Below are 24,545 nucleotides of genomic sequence, written 5' to 3'. Positions count from 1 at the left end.
GCGTTTGTGTAATGTTTATGCGATGTCAGTTCGCTTTAACTGTCTGGCGCTATAGTAAATAAGGGCTGGGCATATTCTACGACGTCACCTTCCTCGATCAGAATTTCTTGAATCGTACCGTTAGCTTCCGCCTTTACCTCATGCATCATTTTCATAGCTTCAATGATACATAATGTCTGCCCAGCTTCCACATGATCGCCTACCTGAAAGAACACCTCAGCGGTTGGCTCAGCACGAAGATAGAACGTACCGAGCATGGGAGACAGTACTTTGGGCTGAGTGTCTGCTGCCTTGACGCCAGCCTTATGTTCACCCTCTACATCGGTGTTGGTAGCGCTGCTATGTTGATGCGCATCAGTTTGCGGCTTTAGATGTGCTGTTTTAGGGTGGCTATTATTGATATTGGTGTGGTTTGAGCTGTCTTCACTATGGTTAGACTGACAAACGATAGAGATACATGCATTACCTTCACTCACTTCTAATGACTGTATATCGGCACTTTCTGCCAGTTCGATGAGTCTTTCTAGATCCGCAAAATTGATATTCATATGATTGGGCATTCCATTAGAGTGAAGTAAAAATTATTATTCTAAGTCTTTAAAAGTACTATTTGATTTGTGTCCTCAATGACCTGAGCTTAATCTATGGGACGTCAGATAAGAACAATAACTAAAAACAATGATCTGGCTAAAACCATAACGCACCCTATCCCTTCAAACAACTATTGGACCCAAAAAAGTAATTTTCTCAAAACGCTGCTCAATAAAATCATCACTTATTTAAATAACGACAGCCTGTAAAGAAAATTAGACAGCAACGATCACAAGCTCTGTTACAGTGTCTGCTGTTTGGTTATGCTGGGACTGCCTAATGCATGACCTATACTTTCAATTCTCGAATTTATTCAGTCGCCATAGTAATCATGACCATAAGCACACGGTTCGGTACTTGGATACCGAACCATTATGATAAAAGGAATAAGTCTATCCATGATCCAATTTATTGAACGACATCCTCAGCTAATTAGCTTGGGCATGGTACTTATTTTTATTATGGCACTATTATGGCTGATACAGCACTTATTGATTCGTTATGGTAAGCGCGCATTGGCATTGATCTCTCGCGCTGATTTTTGGCTAAGAGAGCATCTGGCACGCCTGCCAATGATGGTACGACTACAACGTAGATACCCAGCGCTATTTGGCTTTGTCGCAGAACGTTTTGCACGTGGTCACTTTTCGGGCTTGATACTCACTGTATCAACGCTGTTGAATATCTATATTTTGGCGCTGTTTGCAGGGTTGGTTGAGGATGTGGTGAGTGCTGACTCTATCGTGACCACCGATCTGTTTGTGTCGCAGCATATGAGTGTACTGCGCGAATCCGGCATTATAGATTTTTTTATTTTAATTACCAGTTCAGGCTCTACTCCCGTCACCTGTTTGATCATCTTACTGACTGCTATTTTATGCATGATGTTGCGTCAGCCTTATATCATCGCCGGTTTGCTGATCTCGACCATTGGCAGCACTGCTTTTACTTTTATAAATAAGATGGTCTTTCAGCGTGCTCGCCCGATTGATATTTTGTTGCAAGAGCATACCTATTCGTTTCCAAGTGGACATGCCACCATCAGCATTGCACTGTATGGGTTTCTTGCGTACATGATGATTCGTTTTAGCCAAAGTTTTGTTCGACAAGTACGTGTCTTGTCACTTGCTCTATTGCTATTCTTGCTTATAGGACTGAGTCGAATCGTACTCAATGAGCATTATCTTAGCGATGTGATGGGTGGGTTTTTGGTAGGGTCATTGTGGCTAATCATCGCTATTAGCATAATGGAGTGGCTGACCGCGCGGGGCAAAATTAATTGGCGTATTGTATGGTCAGCGCGTCAGCGCTATATGGTGTGGTTCAGTGTCGTCGCTGTGCTGATTGCTATCTTCGTTTATGCCAATATTTATCAGTTTCCGCTACTTGGGTAATAGTGGAAACTGAATGGCTTTAACAGTATTAAAGTTTACGAGATGCTTAGCGCTTTACAATTGATCAGATGCAGTGCTCCTTACGATTTGGCAAAATCTTCCAAATCAATCACTTGATGGCAGTAATGGCGCATGATGTGGTGATCATGACTGACCATCACTAACGTACAATCCTGAGCTTGGCACTGTGCCACCAGCAAATCCAGCGTTTCTTTTTGAGTGATGGGATCGAGTCTGGAGGTGACTTCATCAGCAAAAAGCAGTACAGGGTTGAAGAGCAATGCACGCAAAATGGCTACCCGTTGTAACTCCCCGCCCGAGACATTGAGCGCATTACGTTTAAGAATCTGCTTATCAAGCTTTAACTTCTCCAATAATTCAGGCACGCGGCTGGCATCTAAACGATGCTTTTTAATAACATCATTAAGCAAGATTTGCAGTGGTACATGCGAGGAAAAAGCAGCAGGCGGATCTTGATATAGCTTGAGCACTTGATGGCGCTTGGGTTTACTTTGCCACGAGATGGAACCGCTGGCAGGTTTAAGCAGGCCGCAGAGCGCGTCCCCTAGTGAGCTTTTGCCAATGCCGCTACCACCAATCACCCCAAGTACTTCAGCTCGCTTGAGCCTAAAACTCAACCCCTCAAACAACACCTGTCTGCCGCGTGCCAAGCTCACATCTTTAACGGTCAATAAGGGGTGCTCTGCGATGATTGCGCTCTTTTTTGCGGGCCAATTATCAGGGGCAGCCGCGATGAGTTGTTTGGCATAGTCTGATGTTGGTTGGCTTAATATCTGCTCGCCTTTACCTTGCTCTAGTAGTTTGCCTTTTTTCATCACCATGATGCGATCATCAGCACCCAAACTCAGCGCTCTTGCTACATCGATATCATGGGTGATGGTGAGCAACGTACCGCCATCGCGGGAGACGTTTTTTAGTAGGGTAATCACTGCTTGTTTGTTTATCTCATCTAGACCCTTGGTCGGCTCATCGGCGATAACAATATACGCGCCGCCCGAGGTGGCAATCGCAAAAGACGCGCGCTGCGCCATACCGCCTGACAGCTCGTGCGGATAGTAATCGGCAAATTTACCTAGCCCTAGTGCTTCTATCTTCTCTTGTGCCAATTGCTTACTGACCTTACTGTCTTGCTTGGCGACAAAATACAGGCTCTCCCACACCTGACTGAGCACATCCATGGTGGGGTTCAGCGAACGGCTTGGCTCTTGTGGCAGCATCGCCATGCGGCGTCCCCAGTATTCGCGCAGTTGCGGCTTAGTCAACGCTTGGTTTTCGATCAAAATATCGCCGCGGCTCACTAGCTCATCAGGCAGTGCGCCCATGATGGCTTGCGCTAGCAAACTTTTACCCGAGCCTGTTTCACCCAAAATAGTCAGATTTTGGCCTTTATATAACGTAACGCTGATGGGTTCAACCAAGCCCAGCCCAGACTTGGTAAACACTGCCAAGTCGTCCGTTTTTACCAATACATTGGTGGCGACCTTATCAACATTGGCAACATTGAGAGCATTGTCTCCTGTAGTATGCGTGATCATTTCATTTTTCCTGAGAGTAATTGTAGGCTTAATACCAAAATAAAGACGGCAATGATAGGCTGGAGAAACACAAACGGCGCTTGATAATAATACGGAAACAGCTCCGTCATCATCAGTCCCAGCTCAGCGGTCGGCGGACGCAAACCAACATTGATAAAGCCTAGCGTGGCAAGTGCCAACACCGCATTACCTGCCGCAAAAGCACTTAGAGTGGCAACAACGGGCAAAATCTTGGGTAAAAAATGTCGTTTAAAACAATAGAAAAAATCCATACCCATCAAACGCGACGCTTCGATCTCGCGACTACTGGCGATCGTTTGGGTCATGGCACGCACCATGCGAAAGAACTCAACCCAGAGCACCAAAGAAATGCCAAGATAGAGCGACCAAAAGGTGTTAGGCGCAATCGCTGCAAACAATAAGACGAACAGCAGCCCCGGTAGCGCCATGATAATATCGCATAAAAAGGTACAAACCTTGTCCACCCAGCCGCCAAAATAGCCACTGAGCACGCCCATCAACAGTCCAAAAAACAGCGCAAAACCCACCGATAGGACAATCAGTAAAAATGACAGACGGATGGCAGACGCAACCCGTGCCAGCATGTCGCGACCAAAATGATCGGTGCCAAACCAATGGTTGATACTGGATGATTGCAGCATATTGCCAAGGTCTTGTATATCAGCATCTATCGGATAGTACAGCGGCTGCAAAAACGCAAACACCAATAACAAGATGAGTAGCAATCCACCAAATTTTTGTACTGGTTGTAGGGCATGAACCCCGCTAAAAATAGTCATAAAATCATAATTCCTCATGTGGCTTTGGTTTGTGGCTTTAATTTATGGCTTGGGTTTGTAGTTGCCATTACTGTTGAAGCGTTTTGATAACGGCTTTAACAGTAATGATTAACGTGCCAAATCAATACGCGGATCAATCAACCCACTGAGCAAATCCACCACCATATTGAGTACCACAAACATACCGCCCATAATCAACGCGGTGCCTTGTATCATCGGCACATCACGCGCGACGATGGCATGCACCAACGCATGACCACTACCGGGCCAAGCGAACAAACTCTCCACAATCACCACCCCTTCTACCAAATACACGAGCTGTACTGAGTGATAAGCCAAAATCGGAATGGTGACGTTACGCAGACCATGCCGACAAAACGCCGTCCATTTATTCAGTCCTTTTAGCTTGGCAAAATCATAATACTCAGACGTTTGTACCTGTACCATCGCATGGCGACTGACGCGAATCGACACCGCAGACAGCCCAATCGCCAAGGTCAATGCTGGCAAAATATAATGTTGCGGCGTGCCATAACCTGCTGCGGGTAGCCATTTTATTTGGACCGCGAGTAGTGTGATGAGCGCAATACCAATGATAAAGATCGGTACAGAGCGCAGTACCGTACTGGCCACCAACGTCAGACGATCAAACAGACCGTTGGGTTTTTGTGCAGCAAGCAGGCCAAGCGGCGGCCCAATAAAAACCGATATCACCAATGCCGTCAGCGCCAAGGACAGCGTATGCCCGAACTGATGCGCAATCTCAGCCCATACTGACTCGCCACTGACTAAGGAGTGACCAAGATTGAACTGAACCAAATCAAACAACCAATTAAAGTAGCTTTGCCACCACGGTTGATCCAAACCAAGCTCTGAGCGCACCAGTGCGGCGGCGGCATCGGTCTGATCGTAACCGTAGCGACTGGCCGCGATGCGGTACGCCATATCACCGGGTAAGCTGCGAGTCAGTACAAAGGTCAATGTACCGACCGACCAGATAACCAAGAGCAGTTGCAGCACTCGATGAGCAATATATTTAAACATAGTTATCCATTACAATTTTCTGGTGTTATAAAGAATTGGCGTTACAAATCAAATGACAGTAAACACGACTTACCAAGACAACTTGTTTAAATAAAAGTTTCGCTCCAGACCATCGATTTCTAAGCCCTTCAGTGACTTATGCGCAGCGGCATTTTGTTGGTAATACACCACAGGCACGATAGGACGCTTATCAAAGATGATTTGCGAGACGCGCTGTTTGGTCGTTACATCATTGCCTTTAGTCGTCTCAAGCATCAATAAACGCTCGGTCAGCTCTGGGTTTTGCCAATTCATCACGCCCCAATCGCTACCTTGTGGGTCAAAATCTTCAACGAGTGAGCCCACTGGATCAGGTATCATGCCGTAGTTGCGCGCATAGAGTCCCATCTCCAGCGTACCGTCTTGATGACCTGATGGAATCTCTGAAAAATTACCTACGGACACATCCACATCAACGTCGATTTTTTTCCACTGTGCTTGTAAGGCGGTGGCGATAATGGGTAATTCAGGACGATCTGAGAATGTACGCAACGTAAATGCAAAGGGCATGCCGTCTTTTTGGAGCATGCCATCACTACCCTCGATAAAACCTGCGTCTAATAAGCGCTGCTTGATGGCGACTGGGTCAGGCGTTTGAGTCGGGGTATTGATTTGCCAGTCTTTAAATATCGGTGGCAGTATTTGCGCGGCGACGGCATTGTCAGTATGCATCACAGATTGGGCAATGCCTTGTCTATCAATCGCATCACTAAGCGCTTGACGGACACGCACATCGCTAAAAAACGGATTGTCCGCATTGACTTTATATTCGATAGTACGCGCCAGCGACTTTGACTGAACTTGTAGGTTAGGGTTTTGCTTTAGGCGGGTTAGACTCGCTGAATCTAAGGTAAAAACCAGATAGTTGGGTTTGCTCTGCGCCAACAGAGTACGCATTTCGCTACGACTATTGGCTAAGTAAGTGATGTCCTGAATTTTGGCTTTCTCACCCCAGTAATCAGCAAACGCTTTTTGCTCGATTTTTTGTGGTGGCTCAAATTTGGTGACATAGTATGGCCCTGTACCGATAAGCTGAGTGACCTCGTTATTCTCATCAAACGACGAGGTCGCCAAAATGATACTGGTTGCATGCGCCAAATAAGCAGGGAAAGACATCAGCGGACGCTCTAGGCTAATCTCAACCGTTTTGTCATCAATGGCTTTGATGTCTGATATTGCAGCCGACTCTAGAGCAGTGGGTTTACTGAGCGCGACTTGCAAGCTTTTGACCACAGCATTCGCTGTCAATGGCGAGCCGTCATGAAATTTCACCCCATCACGCAACACAAACGTCCATATATCCCCTTTCTCATTGGCTGACCAGCTTTGCGCCAGCATGGGTTGCAGCTCTGCATTTTGTTTGGCATCTACTAGCGTTTCAGCAATCTGCAAACGCTGAAAAATAAATCCAGACTTACTGGGATCAGTAGAAGTCAGCTCCCACGGCGTCACCACGATTAAATCTTTTTGGGTGTCATCTTTTGCTGCGGTATTCGCCGCGTTGTTACCTGCGGTATTCGCGCCAGCAATGACATACCACACCAGTCCTGCCAACACCACCAGTACCGAAATCAAGCCCATTTTCTTCATATATATTCCGTTATAATATAACATTTCAAAAAAATCGTTATGTTATAACGAAACCTATTTAAGGTAAACCTTTTTCTCTTGTGGCTACGTGATAGACCCTAACCTGCCTTGTTATCTGAAGGCATTGCTAATATGTCACGTTGAACCACATCCTATCTTGGCTTTATTTATTTTAAATGGACGACTATCAATGGGGTTGATTTGGTTTTCTATTAAAAGAGCATAATTCTGGTGCGGCGACACGCTTTACTATGAGTCAAGCAAAAGCGTAAGATAACTGACGAGAGAATATTGATAACCGCTGTAAGGAAAACCTGAATAATGGATAGAATTGATGCGATGCGGGCATTTGTATCGGTAGTGACTGAGGGCAGTTTTAGTAATGCCGCAACAGCCATGCAGCTGTCGCCGCAACTGGTGAGCAAATATGTGTCAAAGTTAGAAGAGCGTTTGGGTATACGTTTATTGAACCGCACTACCCGTCAGGTTAGCTTGACTGAAGCAGGGACTCATTACTTTGAGCATGCACAGCAAGTGTTACTCAGTATCGATGATATGGAGTCCAAACTAGGTGGGCTGCAGCAGAACCCAAAAGGTACATTGAGAATAAGCGCGCCTGTATCCTTTGCCCTCAAACACATGGCACAATTGGTCACAGATTTTCAGGTACTTTATCCTTCGGTTAATGTCGATTTGCAACTGAACGATCGCAAAGTAGATATCGTCGAGGAAGGGTTTGATGTGGCGCTGCGCATCGGTCAGCTCAAAAGCTCATCACTGATTGCTAAGCAAGTGGCGCCTATCCGCGTCATTTTGTGCGCCGCGCCTGACTATCTTGACAAATATGGCGTGCCTAGTAAACCTGAAGACCTAAAAAACCATCGGTATTTGCATTACAGTTATATGGAAAAATATGGCAAAGAAGATATTTATCAGTGGCTAGATACCACCCATCAGCTAAGCCCAGAGCTGACCAGTAATAACGGGGATTTGCTTGTCAATGCCGCAGTGGCTGGCGCTGGAATAGCATTACAGCCCACATTTATTGCGAGTGAAGCACTGAGTAAAGGAGCGCTTATGATGGTCTTACCTGATTACGAACCCGAGACGCTAGGATTGTATGCAGTGTATGCCCATAGAAAACTGTTGCCGCACAAAATCAGGTGCTTTATTGACTTTATCGAAGGGTATTACGGTTCACCGCCCTATTGGGATGAATCGATACAACACTTGTAGATAACTATTAGCGACCCTCACCAAAACACCCTATGCACTGATAAATATCTAGGGTGTTGTTTAATGCGCTTGGTAGCATGACAAATCTATCGTGAGCTGTATTATAAATGTCATTAAAAATAGCACCCCTCTCAATTCATCACTCTCAAAACTCGTATTTGGCCATCACTTCTATTTGCTGACCTGCTGGCATCCATGGAAAGGTCGTGACATCTTGATTTCTCCACTCAATACCCAAATCCAAATCTGGTAGATACTCATAGATAAGATTGGCGCTTTTGACACTGGCAGAGGTGTCTGCAGCATCATTTACGTTCACCTCACCATAACGCAAGTTACCACGCAGCTTTTGAGTAAATTGATGCTTATAACCGACACTATAGCCCGTTTGTGAGATCAGTTTGCCATTCTCAGCGTCACAATCGGCACCGCCATTCATAATAAGAGGTCCACCGACACAGACGGCAGAATAGGCACCCATGCCTTCACCATTGAACACACTGCCATGAAGCGAATGCTCTCCCAAAGCCAGCTTGCCTGCTAATGAGATACCAACGCCCACATCTGAATCATCTCCATTCTCAGCTTCACGAGCGGTCACCGCCACATTATAATCAAAATCAGCTACCTTATCTTTGTAGCTGACCACCATATCAGGCAGGCTAGCATCGTCATAGACAGGATCTTGAGCGGTAAAACGCAGTCCCTTATAAGTATAATGCACCGTCAAATCTGGACGAATATATGAGCCTCCACCTGAGGCTGTGCCGATACCTGTACCCCAGAAGTCAAGCTGCTCGGTGGAGAGTGGCGCGACTGCCAAAAACTGACCATTCCACGTTTTACCCACTGTTAGATCATTTACTTGAATGTAAGCATGGCGCAAACGTAGGTTCGATCCACCCTTGGCATAATCTCCATAGAAATCACCTTCTATAAACCCGGTTAGTTTTTTGTCCTCGACAGATTTAGTCGTCTTGACGTTAATGCGTGACTGGCGTAAGTTGCCCTTAAACTCCGAATCCTTGCCATCAGGAGAGTTAAACAATCCCTCCGCCTTAATATAACCACCGATACTCAACGTGGTATCACCCGTCGTCACAATATCTATCGCTTGTGCAGAGGCACATGTTGCCGCTATAGCCAAACCTACAGATAGCTTCTTTGTAAAAAGCATCATTCATCCATTCCCTGTTTTATGTTGATATCCTTATCAATCCAAATTGCTGTAACGTTTTTTGCGCCGTCACCATTAACCTCGTCACCATTAACCTCGTCACTATCAGCTCCGTCGCTATCAGCTCTGCCACTATCAGTAGCTATTTTGCGCTGCATTACCTTTTGTACAAAGGTTAGCTCCTCTTCACAAAAACAATCACGATGTGATCGACGTATTGGGCGCTATGCTTCTTGGTCAATACTCTCTAATGCTGCTATTGCGTTTTTTTGCGACTCATCAATTGGCTTTTTTTGTCCGCTCAGTTTATCGAGATAGACCAGCACTGACTCACCAATTGCAACGACTGCCTTTTGCGCCGTACTATAATAGGTATATTCGTGAATTAGACTTGAGTTACCGATTTTTTTGACCTTGATGCCAATCCATACCTCATCAGGATAAGCAACCGATTTGAGATATCGACATGACGAGGCTGCCATCACCGAAGACGTCTGTTCGTTAAATAAACCAAGTCGCCTGTTGTAATAAATACGAGCGTTTTGAGCATATTCGTAATAAACCACATTATTGACATGACCAAAGGAATCCATATCTCCCCATTCCACTTGCTGAGGATAGATAACCGTAAAGTCATGCAATGGGTGATTGTCATTGCTTGTGACAGTCTCTTGTATTTCTGGGAACGCTGGTGCAGCTTCCATAATTTTTCTCTTTTTATTAGACAGATTCTGTTATATAGATGATGAATGTGACTCAGGGTGCTCGTGACACACACCTCCCCCGTCCCTAGCATTTAGTCAGACACTAGGGAGATGTAGGTTTTTTCTATTATTAGCGTCACTATGATGGTAATAAGGTTGTTCGGTTAGATTAAATGTTCTGAGTACATCGAGCGCATGCGTTTTTTATCAAGTTTTCCAACGCTAGTTTTTGGCATTTCTGATAAGAATTTTACTTCGCTTGGGACGCCATATTTTGGCAAATGACCTCTCTCAACCGCTTGATGACCCAGTGCCAAAATATCTGTCGATGTTGTATCGATATAATCTGGCTTTAGCACGACCAATGCGAGAGGACGCTCGCCCCAACGCTCATCTGGAACACCAATCACTGCGATATCAGCGACGCTCGGATGAAAGGAAAGAATTGTTTCGACCTCAAGCGAGGATACCCACTCACCACCTGACTTGATGACGTCTTTTAGTCTATCGGTAATGCTGAGCGTGCCATCAGCAGTCATACAAGCAATATCCTGCGTATGCATCCAGCCACCTTTCCACAGCTCATTACCTGCATCGGGATTTTTGAAATAGCTTTGGGTCAGCCACGGTGCTCGTATCACAAGTTCGCCCGTCGATTTGCCATCCATTGGTTGAGGTTTACCATTCTCATCCCAGATCTCCATCGATACCAACATGATGGGCGAGCCTGACAGACAGCGATAATTGAGATTGTCCTCCAAGGTCATCGACTCTGTTTTGTCATCGAATACTGCTCGAGACAGTACAGGGCATGATTCTGACATCCCAAATCCTGACATAAACTCGATACCGCACTCGATAGCTGCTTTGGCCAAGCCTTCATTTAGCTTTGAGCCACCTAGCAGTAGTTTTAGATTCTCAAATTTGCGGCCACGTTCTGCCATTTCTTTGAGGAGCATTTGTAATATTGCAGGGACACCGTGTGACAACGTGACCTTGTGCTCCTCAATCAAATCGACTAACTTTGGTGCCAGATACCGTCCTGGATATACTTGTTTTAGCCCGATCATGGTAGCGCCGTACGGCCAGCACCATGCATGGACATGGAATAAGGGCGTCATTGGCATGTAAACATCGTTATAGCGCGCGCCCTGACCTTCAGCATTGAGCGCTGATGCCAGTGTACTTGCCATCGTCTGTAGTACGATCTGACGATGAGTGAAGAAAACTCCTTTTGGATCACCTGTCGTGCCACTGGTATAGAATGTGGTGGCGATGGTGTTTTCATCGAAATCTGGAAAATCAAACTCATCACTAGCGGCTGCCAACAGCGCCTCGTACTCACCATCGACATAGTCAGGTAGCGCTGCTTTCTCACCCTCTGCATCATCCGCCCACATCACATGCTCAATAGAAGGCGCATCGTCACGGTAGTCTTTGATCATTGGTGCAAATTCAGCATTTAACAATAAGGCTTTTGGGGCAGCATGGTTGACGGTGTACAGCACTTTTTCTTCAGACAGACGCACATTGACGGTCTGTAAAATCATACCCGACATCGGTACGGCAAAATACGCCTCAAGATAACGATGACTGTCCCAATCCATGACCGCGACCACATCACCTGCCTGCAATCCCATGTTTTTTAGGACATTGGCCAAGCGATTAATACGCTTAAAAAACTCAGCATAAGTATAAGTGACTTTGTCCGCATAGCTGATGGTTTGGTTAGTAGAGGCGATTTTGGCACGGTTGAGCAGCTGTTTAATAATTAACGGAAACCCATACGCGTCTTCGGCTTGATGGTAGTTATCGTGTTGGTTGAGTATGGTTGTCATAATGTCTTCCTTGATATTAAATAGTCCTTGATATAGTCAATCCTCTATAAAAGAGTTACCGCGCTGCCCTCACTTGAAGTATCACATAGTCATCTGCGCTTGGTTGCCTGGTCTCTCTTTTAAGCTAAATCAACTATAATCAGTAATTCGGTGTGCGCCCTTTTAATATCAGACGCGCTCTATCACCATGGCAAGTCCTTGCCCGATGCCAATGCACAAGCTAACCACTGCGTATTTACCGCCCGTACGCTGTAGCTCTCGAGCGGTACTCAAGGCAATTCTTGCACCAGATGCACCCAGCGGATGCCCAACCGCGATAGCGCCGCCATTGGGGTTAACGCGTTTATCATCAAAATCAATACCCAATCCTTTTAGACAACCCAGTACCTGTGAGGCAAAAGCCTCATTAATCTCAATGACAGACATATCATCAAGGGTTAAATTCGCACGTTTTAGCGCCAGCTTAATCGCTTCAACAGGACCCACACCCATAATATTGGGTTCAACACCCATCGCCCCTGATGATAAGATCTTGGCAATCGGTTTGAAGCCTAGCTTTTCTTCTGCTTGTTTTGAGCCGATGATGAGCGCAGCAGCACCATCATTGATACCAGACGCATTACCTGCCGTAACAACACCATTTTCATTTAAAGGTTTAAGCTTTTTTAGCGCTGCAATGTCGGAGCTGGCGCGAGGGTGCTCATCATCTGTAACGACTTTTTCGGGCAATTTCTTACCTTGGGGGGCTGTGATAGGCGTTATCTCATTGTCAAAAAACCCTGCTTGCTTGGCAGCTTGGTATTTGGCTTGTGATGCGGCTGCAAATTTATCGGCTTCCTCGCGCGTAATACCATATTTATGAGCAACGTTGTCACCCGTCTGCGGCATGGTATCACTGCCGAACTGCTCAATAATCTTTGGGTTGGGAAAACGGCTACCGATAGTCGTATCAAATACCTTAAAGTCACGGCTAAAGGGCTTTTCTGTCTTTGCAAAGACGAAGGGCGCACGCGTCATGGATTCAACACCACCTGCCAATATAATGTCTCCTTCATGACACGTGATACTGCGTGCAGCATCGACCACGGTAGATAGACCTGACGCACATAGACGATTGACGGTCTGACCTGGCGTTGTGACATCTAATCCTGCTAATAGAGCCGCGTTACGTGCGATATTGCGAGAGTCCTCGCCAGCTTGGTTGGCACTGCCTAGCAACACTTCATCAAAAACATCACTAGACAACTGATGCTTTTCGACCAACGCTTTCATGACTGCAGCAACGAGATCATCAGGGCGCACGGTTGCTAAAGCACCAACATAGCGACCAAATGGGCTTCTTAATCCGTCATAAATATAGGCATCTAACATAACGTTTCCTTGTCGTATTTTTTAACTCTAAATAATGGTTTGGCGACAATACTTTGTCGTTCGTATTAATAGGTGGTTTGCTGAGTAAACAATGACACAGCTAGTTTGGCACGGCGTTGCAACCAAGGGCTTGGGCGGTAACGCGGATCACCTGTAAGCGCATAGATACGCTCTAAAATGAGTAATATACGCGAGGCACCAAGGTGATCACCCCAAGAGATAGGACCATGCGGATAACCTAGCCCAAGCTTGACGGCATTATCAATATCCTCTGGCGTGGCAATCCCTTGCATTGCGATATCACAGCCAAGATTGATCACCATCGCAACCACACGCTGCGCCACAAAACCTATACTTTCGGTAACCAGCGTGGCACTTCCCGTATCTTGCATATCTGCTTTGCTACTATCTGAGTCTCTATTACCTGTGTTGCTAAATAGCGCGTAGGCCTGTGCTACAAACTGCTCTTGTGTCACAAGACTTGGCATCAACGTACGATGTTTTGTAAGCTCGGTGAGCATATCAATGGCAATCGCTTGCTTGGGATCGATGTGATAGCGAATCGCCGCATTGGTCGTATCCTCTCCGTAGATGGCGAGCAGCACCAAACTATCAGGACTCGGCTTGTCGTTGTTATCAATAAGGACACCACGATTATTTAGATAGTCGACCAGCTGTGTTTTGTCTTCTGCCAAATCAACCCCAATCCAAACTGAGGTGATAGTGGCATCAGATGCTAGTACTTTGGACGTTTGATTGTGAGCGCTATCCACTGAAACCTTTTGACCGTTTTCGTAGTGGTAAAACCCCTCACCAACCTTACGGCCGAGCTTTTTTCCTACTAGCATCTGACGGGTTAATGGATGCGGACGGTAGCGCGCTTCTTGGTAGTATTGCTCATAGATCGACTCCATTACAGGGTGCGACACATCAACGCCAGTCAGATCCATCAGCTCAAACGGACCCATACGAAACCCAGCGCTATCACGCAAGATACGGTCGATTTGCTCAAAATTTGCGACGCCCTCGCCCAGTATTTTTAAGGATTCAGTACCATACGCTCGGCCTGCATGATTGACGATAAATCCTGGTGTATCTTTTGCGACCACACCCAGATGTCCCATGCGTTTGGCCAAATCGCTCAAAGCCTCAACAACTGAATGCTGCGTAGATATTCCTGGGATAATCTCCACGATTTTCATCAGTGGCACTGGGTTAAAGAAATGAAAACCGACCACGCGCTCTGGATGGTCACAGTCAGCGGCAATCGCTGTGACAGATAGCGATGAGGTATTGGTCGCCAAAATAGCATCGGTATTAACAACCTCTTCTAACTGGGCAAACAGCTGTTTTTTTATGTCTAGATTTTCGATAATGGCTTCAACCACAATTTCAGCGGTAGCAATCTGACTCAGTTCTTGGACGACGGTTAAGTTGCTTAACATCGACTGTAGCTCATCATCGCTGAATTTTCCTTTGGCAGCCAGTTTTTCAAGTGTACCCTGTAGTGATGCTCGCCCTTGTTCAGCTGCGCCTGCTTTGGCATCATATAAAAGGACTTGGATACCCGCTTGGGCAGCAATTTGGGCAATGCCCATGCCCATGATGCCAGTGCCAACAATGGCCAATGTGTTCACAGTCATAATCGTTCTCTATATAATTTATAATAGGATTTGGTCGGCGTGGACCTCAACAGAAATAAGGGGCGTGATGGCGTTTAATAGCCTTTATACTCTGCAGGACGCTTCTCCAAAAAAGCTTTGGCACCTTCTTTTTGATCATGAGTATCAAATAGGATTTGAAATGCCTTACGCTCTAACGCCAGCGCACTATCTAAAGGCATGTCGGGACCGAGCATCGATACTTCTTTAATCTGAGTCAATGCAATAGGCGAATAACCTGCCAGCTGCTTAGCAATCTCAATCGCACGGGTGAGCGTATTGTCGTCTGCGACCACTTCAGATACCAATCCCATTTGGTCAGCTTCATCAGCGCCAATCATGTCCCCTGTCAGTATCATCTTCATGGCTTTGTGTTTGCCAATAGCACGAAACAATCGCTGAGTGCCGCCTGCACCTGGCATAAGTCCTATTTTAATCTCGGGCTGTCCAAATTTAGCAGACTGTCCTGCCACAATAATGTCAGCATGCATGGCAAGCTCACAGCCACCGCCAAGCGCATAGCCGTTCACCGCGGCGATAATCGGCTTTTGGCAATCAGTAATCGCACGCCAATATCGCTCACTACGACGTAAGTACACATCGACTGTCTTAGCCGTTAAGAAATCATTGATGTCAGCACCTGCGGCAAACACCTTATCACCACCCGTCAGCACGATCGCTTTGGTTTGTGGATCGTCATTTAATTGAATGAACAGCTCTGCCATTTGTTGGCGCAATTCAGTATTTAGTGCATTGCGCACTTTGGGGCGATTCAATGTGATAACACTGACACCCTCTCCTTGTTTTTCACAAATAATGAGTTGTTCTTCCATGATTGCCTCTTTTTACATTTGTTTACTTTATCCAAGATAATAAAAACCATCTCTTCAAAATTAATAATACCGCACAGCGATATTTGATACCAATATATAGCGTTTATTTTCATTTGTGAAGTAAAAACTGGCTAAATTTCAAAATATTTGTTCAATCTCTTATGAATACTACTTGTATTTAAACCGCAATGCGGTTTTTTAAACCAAAACTATTGTAATTTAATAAATCATCGATTATGCTGTTTGCCTAAGACAATTAGATTGTTGTTCAGTATTAATCATATTGTTTATCAAAATCTAAGATTTCTCCCAACTCAGGACGCTCATAAAACCACTACTAAGAGTAACGGTTAATCAAACAAGGAAGATTCACATGATTAGAGATAAAGAAACTCTCGACCACATTACCCAAACCATTCGTAACTTCGTAAACGATCAACTCGTCCCATTGGAGCATTGGGTGGCAGAGAACGATCGTCTCCCAGAAGAGATTATTGAGCAGATGCGTGAGCTGGGGCTTTTTGGGCTGACTATTCCTGAAGAGTACGGCGGACTAGGTGTCACGATGGAAGAGGAGGTTACATTGGCGTTTGAACTAGGCCGCACCTCCCCTGCGTTTCGCTCGCTTATAGGGACCAATAACGGTATCGGCTCATCTGGACTGGTGATCGACGGTACTGAAGCACAAAAGCAGAAATACTTACCCAGGTTGGCCAGTGGTGAGATTATCGGTTCGTTTTGTTTGACTGAACCTGAGTCGGGCTCAGACGCGGCGTCACTGAAGACGACTGCTATAAAAGATGGCGATACTTATATCATCAACGGTACCAAGCGCTATATCACCAACGCCCCGCAGGCTGGCATATTTACCGTCATGGCACGCACAGATCCACAAAACAAACGTTCTGGCGGGATTTCAGCGTTTATCGTTGAGAGTGACACACCTGGTATTACCTTGGGCAAGATAGACAAAAAAATGGGGCAAAAAGGCGCGCATACCTGCGATGTGATCTTTGATAATTGTGTCGTGCCAGCAGACGCGCTAATTGGCGGTGTTGAAGGTGTTGGGTTTAAGACCGCAATGAAAGTGCTTGATAAAGGTCGCCTACATATTGCTGCCGCCAGTACTGGTGCTGCCACTCGTATGTTGGACGACGCCCTACACTATGCCGTCGATCGCAAACAGTTTGGTCAGCCTATTGCCAGTTTTCAGCTGATCCAAGGCATGCTTGCTGACTCAAAAGCAGAAATTTATGCGGCTCGTTCTATGGTGTTAGATGCCTCACGTCTGCGCGATGAAGGCAAAGACGTCATCACCGAATCGTCGTGTGCCAAGATGTTTGCCACCGAGATGTGTGGCCGTGTGGCTGACCGAGCTGTCCAGATTCATGGCGGCGCAGGCTATATCGCTGACTACGGTATCGAGCGTTTTTATCGTGATGTGCGTCTCTATCGTTTGTATGAAGGTACCACTCAGATCCAGCAAGTTATCATCGCTCGCAACATGATCAAGGAAGCCAGCGAGTAGTCTTGATTGACCATTAGGATGTATCGCGGTATTGGCTAGGATGCCGGTACCGTCTTTTTTTGTACTTCGTTACTCTTTTGTTCTCACAACGATAAGGATATACATTGTGAAAAGTGCGGTTATGACGTCAGACCCAAGCGCAAGCGCTGTCCAAAAACAACCTTGGAAACTGGCCTTTGTATTTTGTTTTTTGGTTCTGTTATGTGATGGGGCTGATATTGGTATTCTCGCCTTTACCTTATCCAGCCTAAAACTGGAGTTTGCATTGACCAATGTGCAGGCAGGGGCGCTCGGCAGCTGGTCTCTATTTGGTATGGCTATCGGTGGGTTTTTTGGTGGCTGGGCTTGCGATCGGTTTGGCCGAGTACGGGTGATTGTTCTGGCTACTGGGATGTTCTCAATACTGTCTGGGTTTAGTGGCATGGTACAGAGCTACGAGCAGTTTATAGCCCTACGGACCTTTGCTTGCTTGGGTCTGGGCAGTCTTTATATCGCTACTAATACACTGATGTCAGAGATGGTGCCTACCAAGCATCGTACTACTGTCCTTGCTGCCTTGATGACTGGATTTACTTTAGGCTCATTGGTTATCACCAGTGTATCCGCTTGGATCATCCCCAGTTATGGTTGGCGCACATTATATCTGTTGACTTTCTTGCCCCTTATTCTCGCCGTCGCGATGTATTTTCTGGTTCCTGAACCTCAATCTTGGAAGGACGCTCGAGCATTGAAGTTGAGCGGCGCACAAGACCCACTCAAAAAAGCCGAGAACCCATACAAGGCAATATTAGACAACCCAAGACACCGTATCATGTTTATTCTGTGGTCGATGAGCTCAGGGCTATTACTGTTCGGTTATTTTGGCGTAAGCAACTGGTTACCCTCTTACCTAGAGACCGAGCTTGGAATTAAGTTTAAAGAAATGGCGTTATATATGGCCGGTACGTACTTGACCATGATGTTTGCCAAAGTAGTCGCAGGATACATGGCAGATAAGATCGGTCGCAAAATCGTCTTTGCCTTTGGCACCATGGGTACCGCATTGTTTATCCCGATATTGGTCTATATGCATACCCCAGCCAATATTGGTTGGCTCATGATCACCTTTGGTTTCTTATATGGTATTCCTTATGCGATTAACGCCACTTATTTAACCGAAAGCTTCCCTACTGCTATTCGAGGTACGGCTATTGGTGGTGCGTTCAATATTGGTCGACTGGGTTCTGTAATTGCGCCTGTTGCGATTGGTTATATGGCGATGCACAATTCTATCGGTGCTGGTCTACTACTGATGGCAGGTGCTTATTTCTTATGTGGTCTTATCCCAACGCTATTCATCAAAGAAAAGCAGTATGACCCGCAACAAGCGTAGTCGCACGTTGAGTGTAGGAGCATTTGTAACGATGCTCTTAGTAGCTTATATCGCTACCACTCATACCGCATAGCGAAACAATCTATACATATCGTGCTATGCTGAGGGTTCAATGATAACTTATTATAGTATAATTGGATGGATAGACTGCCCTCAGCACGTGGCTATAGACTTATACTATCAGCCATTGTAAGAATCAATATAAACGCTTGTATTGGCTCATAGATGCGCTAGGTAGTGAAATTATGATGTTCGTATGGACTTAATTGGGAATAGTAGACTGCATATGACGAATGATACCCTTGCCAATGAAGATGCTAACAATGAGATGCATATCGAGCTGTTAGAGCCCATTGCAGAGATGCGTGACAAAAACGACAGACAGTTTGTCACTGCGCTCGCTCGAGGGCTAGAGCTGCTGCGCTGTTTTACCCCGCAGCGTCCCTATCTGGGCAATCAAGACTTAAGTCAGCTGACAGGGCTACCCAAAGGGACCATCACTCGTCTGACTTATACCTTAGTCAAATTAGGCTATCTAAAACAGTCTACCAATAGCAGTAAGTACCAGCTCTCTACAGGTGTACTTGGGTTTGGTTATACGATGATGACCAACATCTCTATCAATAACCTTGCCACCCCTTATATGGAAGAGCTGGCAGATTATGCCAATAGCGCTGTTGCCATGGCGACCCGCGATCGTCTGATGATGGTCTACCTCAATGTCGTACAAGGTGCTGGTAGCACCACCATGCAGCGCAATGTCGGCTCTTATTTACCTATTCATTTAAGCTCGATGGGACGGGCCTGCCTAGCCAGCATGCCACCTGCTGAGCAAGAGTTTATCTTAAATGCTATTCGTAGTAAGTATAAGGATGATTGGCTCAAAATCAGACGAGGATTAGATAAAGCCTTTCAAGATTACGAAGAGTACGGCTACTGTTTTTCGATTAGTGAATGGCAAAAGGACGTCAATGCGGTCGCTATTGCGCTGATGCATCCGACGGAAGGGCTACTCACCTTTAACTGTGGCGCGCCCAGTTTTATCCTGAGCCGTACCAAGCTAGAAGAAGATATTGCCCCTCGTCTACTGCATATGAAAAACATGATTGAGAGTAATTTGTATATTAGTTAGTTGTTGATAGTAAGATCGCCTTCGTATCAGTAGCTGACTAGAAGTTGGTACTTACTCTTTCATAGCACATTCTATAGAGCTAACATCAACTTTACTTTGAGAAATGTAAGGTTAGTTTCATCACTGCTGGTGAAGTTAAACTTACCCTTTGTGACTTCATTGAATCTTTCAAAATAATAGTTAAGGAGTGGGTCATATTTATCACTGTGTACCCAACTATAGAACTTTGACAGTTCATAGCCTAACTGCATGCTAAGATTTGAGCGAACTCTAAGCATAGCATCATCTTCTAAATCAACGATGTTCATTACTTGAAGATTAGTCTTAATTTCTTCAATTATAGGCAAGAGGGAATCTTTGTAATTATCAGCTATTTCCATAAGTTTAGGATCAGTAACTTTCGCTTCGAAGATCATAATTAGATCATTAATTTCGCCATTATAATAATCGTTGTCTAAGCGTTTTTTAGACTCATTCCTAAGAATATAAAGCTGTTCAAGTGGATCGGATTTTATTTCAATCGTTTGGCTTGAAAGGCTTTTCTGATATTCACTGAATAAACTTTCTATTTTGTCAGCAATAACATCTAGATATTCATACCGAATAAGGAGAAATTCTAATAACTCATTTATGTTAAGACTTAGCAATAGATCCTCTTCGTTTACGTCTCTACTGTATAAGTGGACACATAAATCCCCGTTATTGGAAAAACTTTCAAAAGGCCAACTAGCAAAGCGTTTCGAGTTCGATTGATTTAAAGATACGGGGTGAGCGCCAAAACAAGCTCTTATTGTCTTGAAATAATTGTTATCATCTTCATTAGGGAACAATCGCTCATCAAAACACTTCTTCTCACCTGAAAATGGTATACTTTTTTCGCTTATAAATACTCTGTGTAGCTGTTTGATTGATTCAAATATAAGGTCAATCGAAGATATCAGAGAATAGACCTGCATAGATTTTCTATCTATATTTTTATCAAACTCAATTATGTTTTCCAAATGACGAACTGATACTGTGATCCAGTCCAAACAAGAACAGACTAGATTAAATAGATTCTTACCACCTTTATCTTTATATATTTGATATACAAAGCTTGAGTTAGAATTTACTAAATCACGGAAGTCTCCGATCTTATCAATACTAATGACATTTCCCATTTATTACTAACCTTATAATTGGTTAAAAGGTATACATCCTTCAGCTCGGACTAGCTAAACTTTAACTCATAACATTACTTAGGCTATTTATCTACACCTGCTACTTGTATTCTCTCAACCAAAAAATCTACCGCCGCTTTTACCTTGGGTACTAGGTAGCGCTGTTTTTGATACAGCAGATAAACCGCCATATCCGAATGCTGAGTGATGGTTAACTTGTGTTCAAAGGTTAGCTCTTGCAGTGCGCCTGACTCAAGATACGACGCCAGCGCCCACCGAGTGGACATTAAGATACCTTCGCCATTACTGGCTTTCTGTGCCAGCCATGGTCCGTTATTTGAGATCGCAACCGCAGGCCCTGAGACATCGTGCCACTGATCATCTACATGACACAGCCACGGTGTTGGGCCGTTTGGCGCTTTAAAGTATAGACCACGATGATCCTTGAGTTCCATCACATGTTTGGGAGTACCATGCTTCTCTAGGTAGCTAGGAGAGGCAACGGGAATAAAGCTATTGTCCATAAGCCTGATGGCCAGCACACGCTCGTTTGGCGCGTAGCCACCGCGAATCGCAATATCAACGTCATCACGTCCGAGTGCCGATAGCTCGTCACTCAAGCTGACATCCAATATAATCTGAGGATATAGAGCACTAAAATCATCTAGTAAAGGCAGCAATATCCTTTCACCAAACCCTACCATTGAGCTGATGCGCAAACGCCCCATTGGCGTTGTTTGGTAACTCCGAACCGTTTCTTTGCTTTGCTCTAGTTGGTTCAGTATATGCTGCACATCATTATAGTAGACATGCCCCACTTCGGTCAGCTTAACCATTCGAGTCGAACGCTGTAATAGAGTCGCGCCCAAACTCTTCTCCAAATCAGACACGCGTCTTGATAGTGAAGATGGCGGTACGTCGAATGCCTTTGCAGCCTCGGTAAAGCTTCCCGTTTCGACCACTTTACTAAAATATCGTATTGCACGTAATTGATCCAACTAACTTCTCCATTCACTATCTAAGCTTGAGTAGCCAAGTATTTTGGCTCTATTGTTGTCTTAAAAGCAATAGTGATTGACGTTTTATCCTATATATAACCATGTTAAAACCAGTAATAATGTGGTTAACTTGAGCGTCACGACTAAAACGCGATTAAAACACGACTAAAAATAACCCATCACGTCAACAATGGAAGAATGACATATGATTACTTTGCACGGTTTTGCTGCAAGCAACTATTACAACATCGTCAAACATACCTTACTGTACAAACAGATACCTTTTGAAGAAAACCTAATCTTCGCTGGTAGCGACGAGCTACTGTCAGTCAGCCCCGTGGGTAAAGTACCAGCCATCACCACTGATGACGGACTCAACATTTCAGAGTCGAGCGTGATTTGTGATTTTATCGAAGAGACTCACCCTGATATACCGCTATACCCTGCAGATGCTGGTGAGCGTGCTGTGGTACGTCAAATTATGAAAATAGCAGAGCTTTACTTTGAGCTGCCAAGTCGCCGACTCATACCGTATGTGTTTTCGGGTGCTGCAGCGCCTGAGCCACTCAAAGCTGAAGTACGCCAAGTGTTGGAGCGCGGTATCGGCGCTTTAAATAGCTTGTGCCAGTTCTCACCTTGGATTGCAGGCGAGCAGTTCACCATGGCTGACATCTACGTCCATTACGTGAACCTTATTGTTAACACCTTTGCCTCAAGCCAGCTCGAATGGGATGTACTGGCACAAATCCCTGGTATGAAAGAGTGGAGCACCTCTATGAGTCAGTCTGATATTGCCCAGACTGTCGAAAAAGATCGTTTGGCAAATATGCCTGAATTTATGCAGCATGTACAAGCTCAGATACAAGCGACCCAAGCTAAATAAAGTATGAAAGTAATGAGCAACAAAAACACCCACTATTAAAATAAGTGCGTTGATTAAACAACATTCAAGACCTAACCAACACACTAATATAAGTGGCCCAATACCTATAATTATTTGCAGGAGCAAATCTTATGACTGATAAAAATATCCAACTGACCTCGACCGTTAGTGATGACAATAAATTAACCCTAGCGCTACAAGATATCGAGATGCCAACCCCTGGTGCAGATGAAGTCGTTGTACGCATTGAAGCCGCCCCATTGAACCCTTCTGATTTTGGGGTGATGTTCAGCGCCGCTGATATGTCAACTGCTGTGCAGTCAGGCACCGAGCAAAGCCCAGTCGTTACTGCCGATATACCTGCCAAATTTATGCCATCGCTGAAAACACGTGTCAATGAAGACACTCCAGTAGGTAATGAGGGCGCCGGTACCGTCGTTGCAGCAGGGTCGTCAGAGGCGGCGCAAACATTGATGGGTAAGATGGTTGCTGTGATCGGCGGTGGTACTTATCGTCAGTACCACTGTGTCAATGTAAAGAGCTGCCTTGAGTTAAAAGAAGGCACGACTGCCAAAGAAGGTGCGTCTTCTTTTGTGAACCCACTTACTGCGCTAGCAATGGTCGAAACCATGCGCGCTGAAGGTCACAAAGCCATTATTCATGCCGCCGCTGCCTCTAGCCTAGGTCAAATGCTCAACCGCATCTGTATGGCAGATGGTATCGATTTGATCAACATCGTGCGTAAAGAAGAACAAGAAAAACTACTGCGTGATATGGGCGCAAAGTACGTGGTCAACTCAAGCAATGATACGTTCCTGAAAGATCTGACAGCAGCGATTGTCGAAACAGGGGCTACTATTTCATTTGATCCTGTGGGCGGTGGTCAATTGACCAGCGATATCCTAAACTGCATGGAAGCGGCCATCACTCGCGATGTGGAAGAGTATAGCGTATACGGCTCAAACACCTTCAAACAAGCCTATATTTATGGCGCTCTCAACCGTGGACCTATCACGCTAAATCGTAACTTTGGTTTTGCTTGGGGTGTTAATGGTTTCTTACTATTCAATGCACTCGGCAAACTAGGCACCAAAACCGTTATGTCGATGCGTCAGAGAGTTGCAGAAGAAATCACCACCACGTTTGCAAGCAGCTATACCCATGAAGTGACGTTAGAGGAAACACTGCAGCTAAAGTCAATCGCCACTTATGGCAAGCAAGCCACTGGTGAGAAATACTTGATCACACCTCAAGGCTAATCACATCTATACATTAAGCCCCTAGCAACAGGTTGCTACCTATAGAGAGTGAAACGATACACCTAAAGTGAGATAAGGCAGATACTGATCATAGTATCTGCCTTATTTTGTGTTTGGACTAAAAATTCCTTAACACTGTCCTACTTTAAAACTTTCTTACTCTAACGCTGTCTTATGCGCTCAATCAACCAAACAGCGTCGACATGACAAGTCGGCATAACAAGTTTAACCAAGCACTTCTCATCGCCATTTTACTGTAACCAGCGTCATACTATCTTTGAAAAACCATCCGTTAACATTCTTACCAAACTTTTGGTTGCATCTATTGCATATAGCGCCTAGTATTTCGCCCCGTCAAAACACTCTATTTTTTAAGATA

20 protein-coding genes are annotated in these 24,545 nt (G+C 45.1%); 7 read left to right on the top strand and 13 right to left on the bottom strand.

Annotated features, from left to right (window positions below; genetic code table 11):
• Positions 1 to 35: 35 nt before the first annotated feature.
• Entirely contained in the window at positions 36 to 548 is a 513-nt protein-coding gene (accB, locus tag AC5JPY_RS01110; RefSeq protein ID WP_493851813.1) for an acetyl-CoA carboxylase biotin carboxyl carrier protein, read from the bottom strand.
• 441 nt (positions 549 to 989) lie between these two features.
• Here accB and AC5JPY_RS01105 point away from each other — a divergent pair, with 441 nt between their 5' ends.
• Positions 990 to 1,985, top strand: coding sequence for a phosphatase PAP2 family protein (locus AC5JPY_RS01105; RefSeq protein ID WP_493851812.1), 996 nt, complete (start codon positions 990 to 992; stop codon positions 1,983 to 1,985).
• An 80-nt stretch (positions 1,986 to 2,065) separates the two neighbouring features.
• Here the strand turns inward: AC5JPY_RS01105 and AC5JPY_RS01100 are convergent, their stop codons facing one another.
• From AC5JPY_RS01100 to AC5JPY_RS01085, 4 genes are all read right to left on the bottom strand, one after another.
• Positions 2,066 to 3,541: an ABC transporter ATP-binding protein gene (locus tag AC5JPY_RS01100; protein ID WP_493851811.1), complete on the bottom strand. Its 1,476-nt coding sequence runs from the start codon at positions 3,539 to 3,541 to the stop codon at positions 2,066 to 2,068.
• Complete coding sequence (locus AC5JPY_RS01095) at positions 3,538 to 4,341, bottom strand: ABC transporter permease (protein ID WP_493851810.1); 804 nt, start codon at positions 4,339 to 4,341, stop codon at positions 3,538 to 3,540. Before AC5JPY_RS01095 ends, AC5JPY_RS01100 begins: the two co-directional genes overlap by 4 nt.
• A gap of 108 nt (positions 4,342 to 4,449) precedes the next feature.
• Positions 4,450 to 5,385 carry an ABC transporter permease gene (locus AC5JPY_RS01090; protein WP_493851809.1) on the bottom strand — a complete coding sequence of 312 codons (936 nt, stop codon included), beginning with the start codon at positions 5,383 to 5,385 and terminating at the stop codon, positions 4,450 to 4,452.
• Between the two features lie 69 nt (positions 5,386 to 5,454).
• A complete protein-coding gene (locus AC5JPY_RS01085; RefSeq protein WP_493851808.1) occupies positions 5,455 to 7,014 on the bottom strand; it encodes an ABC transporter substrate-binding protein in 1,560 nt (519 codons plus the stop codon).
• Between the two features lie 321 nt (positions 7,015 to 7,335).
• Between AC5JPY_RS01085 and AC5JPY_RS01080 the strand changes: the two genes are divergently transcribed.
• On the top strand, positions 7,336 to 8,250 hold the full coding sequence (locus AC5JPY_RS01080; RefSeq protein WP_493851807.1) for a LysR family transcriptional regulator: 915 nt from the start codon (positions 7,336 to 7,338) through the stop codon (positions 8,248 to 8,250).
• Between the two features lie 145 nt (positions 8,251 to 8,395).
• Here the strand turns inward: AC5JPY_RS01080 and AC5JPY_RS01075 are convergent, their stop codons facing one another.
• From AC5JPY_RS01075 to AC5JPY_RS01050, 6 genes are all read right to left on the bottom strand, one after another.
• Positions 8,396 to 9,430, bottom strand: coding sequence for a hypothetical protein (locus AC5JPY_RS01075; RefSeq protein ID WP_493851806.1), 1,035 nt, complete (start codon positions 9,428 to 9,430; stop codon positions 8,396 to 8,398).
• A gap of 221 nt (positions 9,431 to 9,651) precedes the next feature.
• On the bottom strand, positions 9,652 to 10,131 hold the full coding sequence (locus AC5JPY_RS01070; RefSeq protein WP_493851805.1) for an acyl-CoA thioesterase: 480 nt from the start codon (positions 10,129 to 10,131) through the stop codon (positions 9,652 to 9,654).
• A 164-nt stretch (positions 10,132 to 10,295) separates the two neighbouring features.
• Positions 10,296 to 11,969, bottom strand: coding sequence for a fatty acid--CoA ligase (locus tag AC5JPY_RS01065; protein ID WP_493851804.1), 1,674 nt, complete (start codon positions 11,967 to 11,969; stop codon positions 10,296 to 10,298).
• A gap of 168 nt (positions 11,970 to 12,137) precedes the next feature.
• Complete coding sequence (locus AC5JPY_RS01060) at positions 12,138 to 13,340, bottom strand: 3-oxoadipyl-CoA thiolase (protein WP_493851803.1); 1,203 nt, start codon at positions 13,338 to 13,340, stop codon at positions 12,138 to 12,140.
• A 65-nt stretch (positions 13,341 to 13,405) separates the two neighbouring features.
• The gene (locus tag AC5JPY_RS01055) at positions 13,406 to 14,983 is read right to left on the bottom strand and encodes a 3-hydroxyacyl-CoA dehydrogenase (RefSeq protein WP_493851802.1); all 1,578 of its coding nucleotides are present in this window, start codon (positions 14,981 to 14,983) and stop codon (positions 13,406 to 13,408) included.
• A gap of 74 nt (positions 14,984 to 15,057) precedes the next feature.
• Positions 15,058 to 15,834 (bottom strand): enoyl-CoA hydratase, encoded by a 777-nt coding sequence (locus AC5JPY_RS01050; protein ID WP_493851801.1) that lies wholly within the window; start codon positions 15,832 to 15,834, stop codon positions 15,058 to 15,060.
• Between the two features lie 373 nt (positions 15,835 to 16,207).
• Here AC5JPY_RS01050 and AC5JPY_RS01045 point away from each other — a divergent pair, with 373 nt between their 5' ends.
• The 3 genes from AC5JPY_RS01045 (at position 16,208) to AC5JPY_RS01035 (ending at position 19,866) form a co-directional block, all read left to right on the top strand.
• A complete protein-coding gene (locus tag AC5JPY_RS01045) occupies positions 16,208 to 17,362 on the top strand; it encodes an acyl-CoA dehydrogenase family protein (protein ID WP_493851800.1) in 1,155 nt (384 codons plus the stop codon).
• A 121-nt stretch (positions 17,363 to 17,483) separates the two neighbouring features.
• Positions 17,484 to 18,734: an MFS transporter gene (locus AC5JPY_RS01040; protein ID WP_493851799.1), complete on the top strand. Its 1,251-nt coding sequence runs from the start codon at positions 17,484 to 17,486 to the stop codon at positions 18,732 to 18,734.
• Between the two features lie 286 nt (positions 18,735 to 19,020).
• A complete protein-coding gene (locus AC5JPY_RS01035) occupies positions 19,021 to 19,866 on the top strand; it encodes an IclR family transcriptional regulator (RefSeq protein ID WP_319051849.1) in 846 nt (281 codons plus the stop codon).
• A gap of 71 nt (positions 19,867 to 19,937) precedes the next feature.
• Here AC5JPY_RS01035 and AC5JPY_RS01030 read toward each other — a convergent pair whose 3' ends face one another.
• Positions 19,938 to 21,026: a hypothetical protein gene (locus tag AC5JPY_RS01030; protein ID WP_443527253.1), complete on the bottom strand. Its 1,089-nt coding sequence runs from the start codon at positions 21,024 to 21,026 to the stop codon at positions 19,938 to 19,940.
• A gap of 83 nt (positions 21,027 to 21,109) precedes the next feature.
• Positions 21,110 to 22,024, bottom strand: coding sequence for a LysR family transcriptional regulator (locus tag AC5JPY_RS01025; RefSeq protein ID WP_493851798.1), 915 nt, complete (start codon positions 22,022 to 22,024; stop codon positions 21,110 to 21,112).
• Between the two features lie 205 nt (positions 22,025 to 22,229).
• On the opposite strand from AC5JPY_RS01025, the gene AC5JPY_RS01020 reads away from it, so the two are divergent.
• Both AC5JPY_RS01020 and AC5JPY_RS01015 read left to right on the top strand, forming a co-directional pair.
• Positions 22,230 to 22,907, top strand: a complete 678-nt coding sequence (locus AC5JPY_RS01020; protein ID WP_493851797.1) for a glutathione S-transferase family protein — start codon at positions 22,230 to 22,232, stop codon at positions 22,905 to 22,907.
• 131 nt (positions 22,908 to 23,038) lie between these two features.
• Positions 23,039 to 24,166 (top strand): zinc-binding dehydrogenase, encoded by a 1,128-nt coding sequence (locus AC5JPY_RS01015; protein WP_493851796.1) that lies wholly within the window; start codon positions 23,039 to 23,041, stop codon positions 24,164 to 24,166.
• Positions 24,167 to 24,545 lie beyond the last annotated feature (379 nt).

Source organism: Psychrobacter sp. H27 (genome assembly GCF_059072655.1).
The sequence above is the reverse complement of the archived record's forward strand: the minus strand, read 5'-3'. Positions and strand labels throughout refer to the sequence as shown.

Bases quoted from the DNA above. Each gene is read 5' to 3' on its own strand.
- AC5JPY_RS01015 (WP_493851796.1), top strand. From the start codon at position 23,039: ATGACTGATAAAAATATCCAACTGACCTCGACCGTTAGTGATGACAAT.
- AC5JPY_RS01095 (WP_493851810.1), bottom strand. From the start codon at position 4,341: ATGACTATTTTTAGCGGGGTTCATGCCCTACAACCAGTACAAAAATTT.
- AC5JPY_RS01075 (WP_493851806.1), bottom strand. From the start codon at position 9,430: ATGATGCTTTTTACAAAGAAGCTATCTGTAGGTTTGGCTATAGCGGCA.
- AC5JPY_RS01080 (WP_493851807.1), top strand. From the start codon at position 7,336: ATGGATAGAATTGATGCGATGCGGGCATTTGTATCGGTAGTGACTGAG.
- AC5JPY_RS01035 (WP_319051849.1), top strand. From the start codon at position 19,021: ATGACGAATGATACCCTTGCCAATGAAGATGCTAACAATGAGATGCAT.
- AC5JPY_RS01100 (WP_493851811.1), bottom strand. From the start codon at position 3,541: ATGATCACGCATACTACAGGAGACAATGCTCTCAATGTTGCCAATGTT.
- AC5JPY_RS01055 (WP_493851802.1), bottom strand. From the start codon at position 14,983: ATGACTGTGAACACATTGGCCATTGTTGGCACTGGCATCATGGGCATG.
- AC5JPY_RS01090 (WP_493851809.1), bottom strand. From the start codon at position 5,385: ATGTTTAAATATATTGCTCATCGAGTGCTGCAACTGCTCTTGGTTATC.
- AC5JPY_RS01050 (WP_493851801.1), bottom strand. From the start codon at position 15,834: ATGGAAGAACAACTCATTATTTGTGAAAAACAAGGAGAGGGTGTCAGT.
- accB (WP_493851813.1), bottom strand. From the start codon at position 548: ATGAATATCAATTTTGCGGATCTAGAAAGACTCATCGAACTGGCAGAA.
- AC5JPY_RS01040 (WP_493851799.1), top strand. From the start codon at position 17,484: ATGACGTCAGACCCAAGCGCAAGCGCTGTCCAAAAACAACCTTGGAAA.
- AC5JPY_RS01060 (WP_493851803.1), bottom strand. From the start codon at position 13,340: ATGTTAGATGCCTATATTTATGACGGATTAAGAAGCCCATTTGGTCGC.
- AC5JPY_RS01030 (WP_443527253.1), bottom strand. From the start codon at position 21,026: ATGGGAAATGTCATTAGTATTGATAAGATCGGAGACTTCCGTGATTTA.
- AC5JPY_RS01020 (WP_493851797.1), top strand. From the start codon at position 22,230: ATGATTACTTTGCACGGTTTTGCTGCAAGCAACTATTACAACATCGTC.
- AC5JPY_RS01105 (WP_493851812.1), top strand. From the start codon at position 990: ATGATCCAATTTATTGAACGACATCCTCAGCTAATTAGCTTGGGCATG.
- AC5JPY_RS01045 (WP_493851800.1), top strand. From the start codon at position 16,208: ATGATTAGAGATAAAGAAACTCTCGACCACATTACCCAAACCATTCGT.
- AC5JPY_RS01085 (WP_493851808.1), bottom strand. From the start codon at position 7,014: ATGAAGAAAATGGGCTTGATTTCGGTACTGGTGGTGTTGGCAGGACTG.
- AC5JPY_RS01065 (WP_493851804.1), bottom strand. From the start codon at position 11,969: ATGACAACCATACTCAACCAACACGATAACTACCATCAAGCCGAAGAC.
- AC5JPY_RS01070 (WP_493851805.1), bottom strand. From the start codon at position 10,131: ATGGAAGCTGCACCAGCGTTCCCAGAAATACAAGAGACTGTCACAAGC.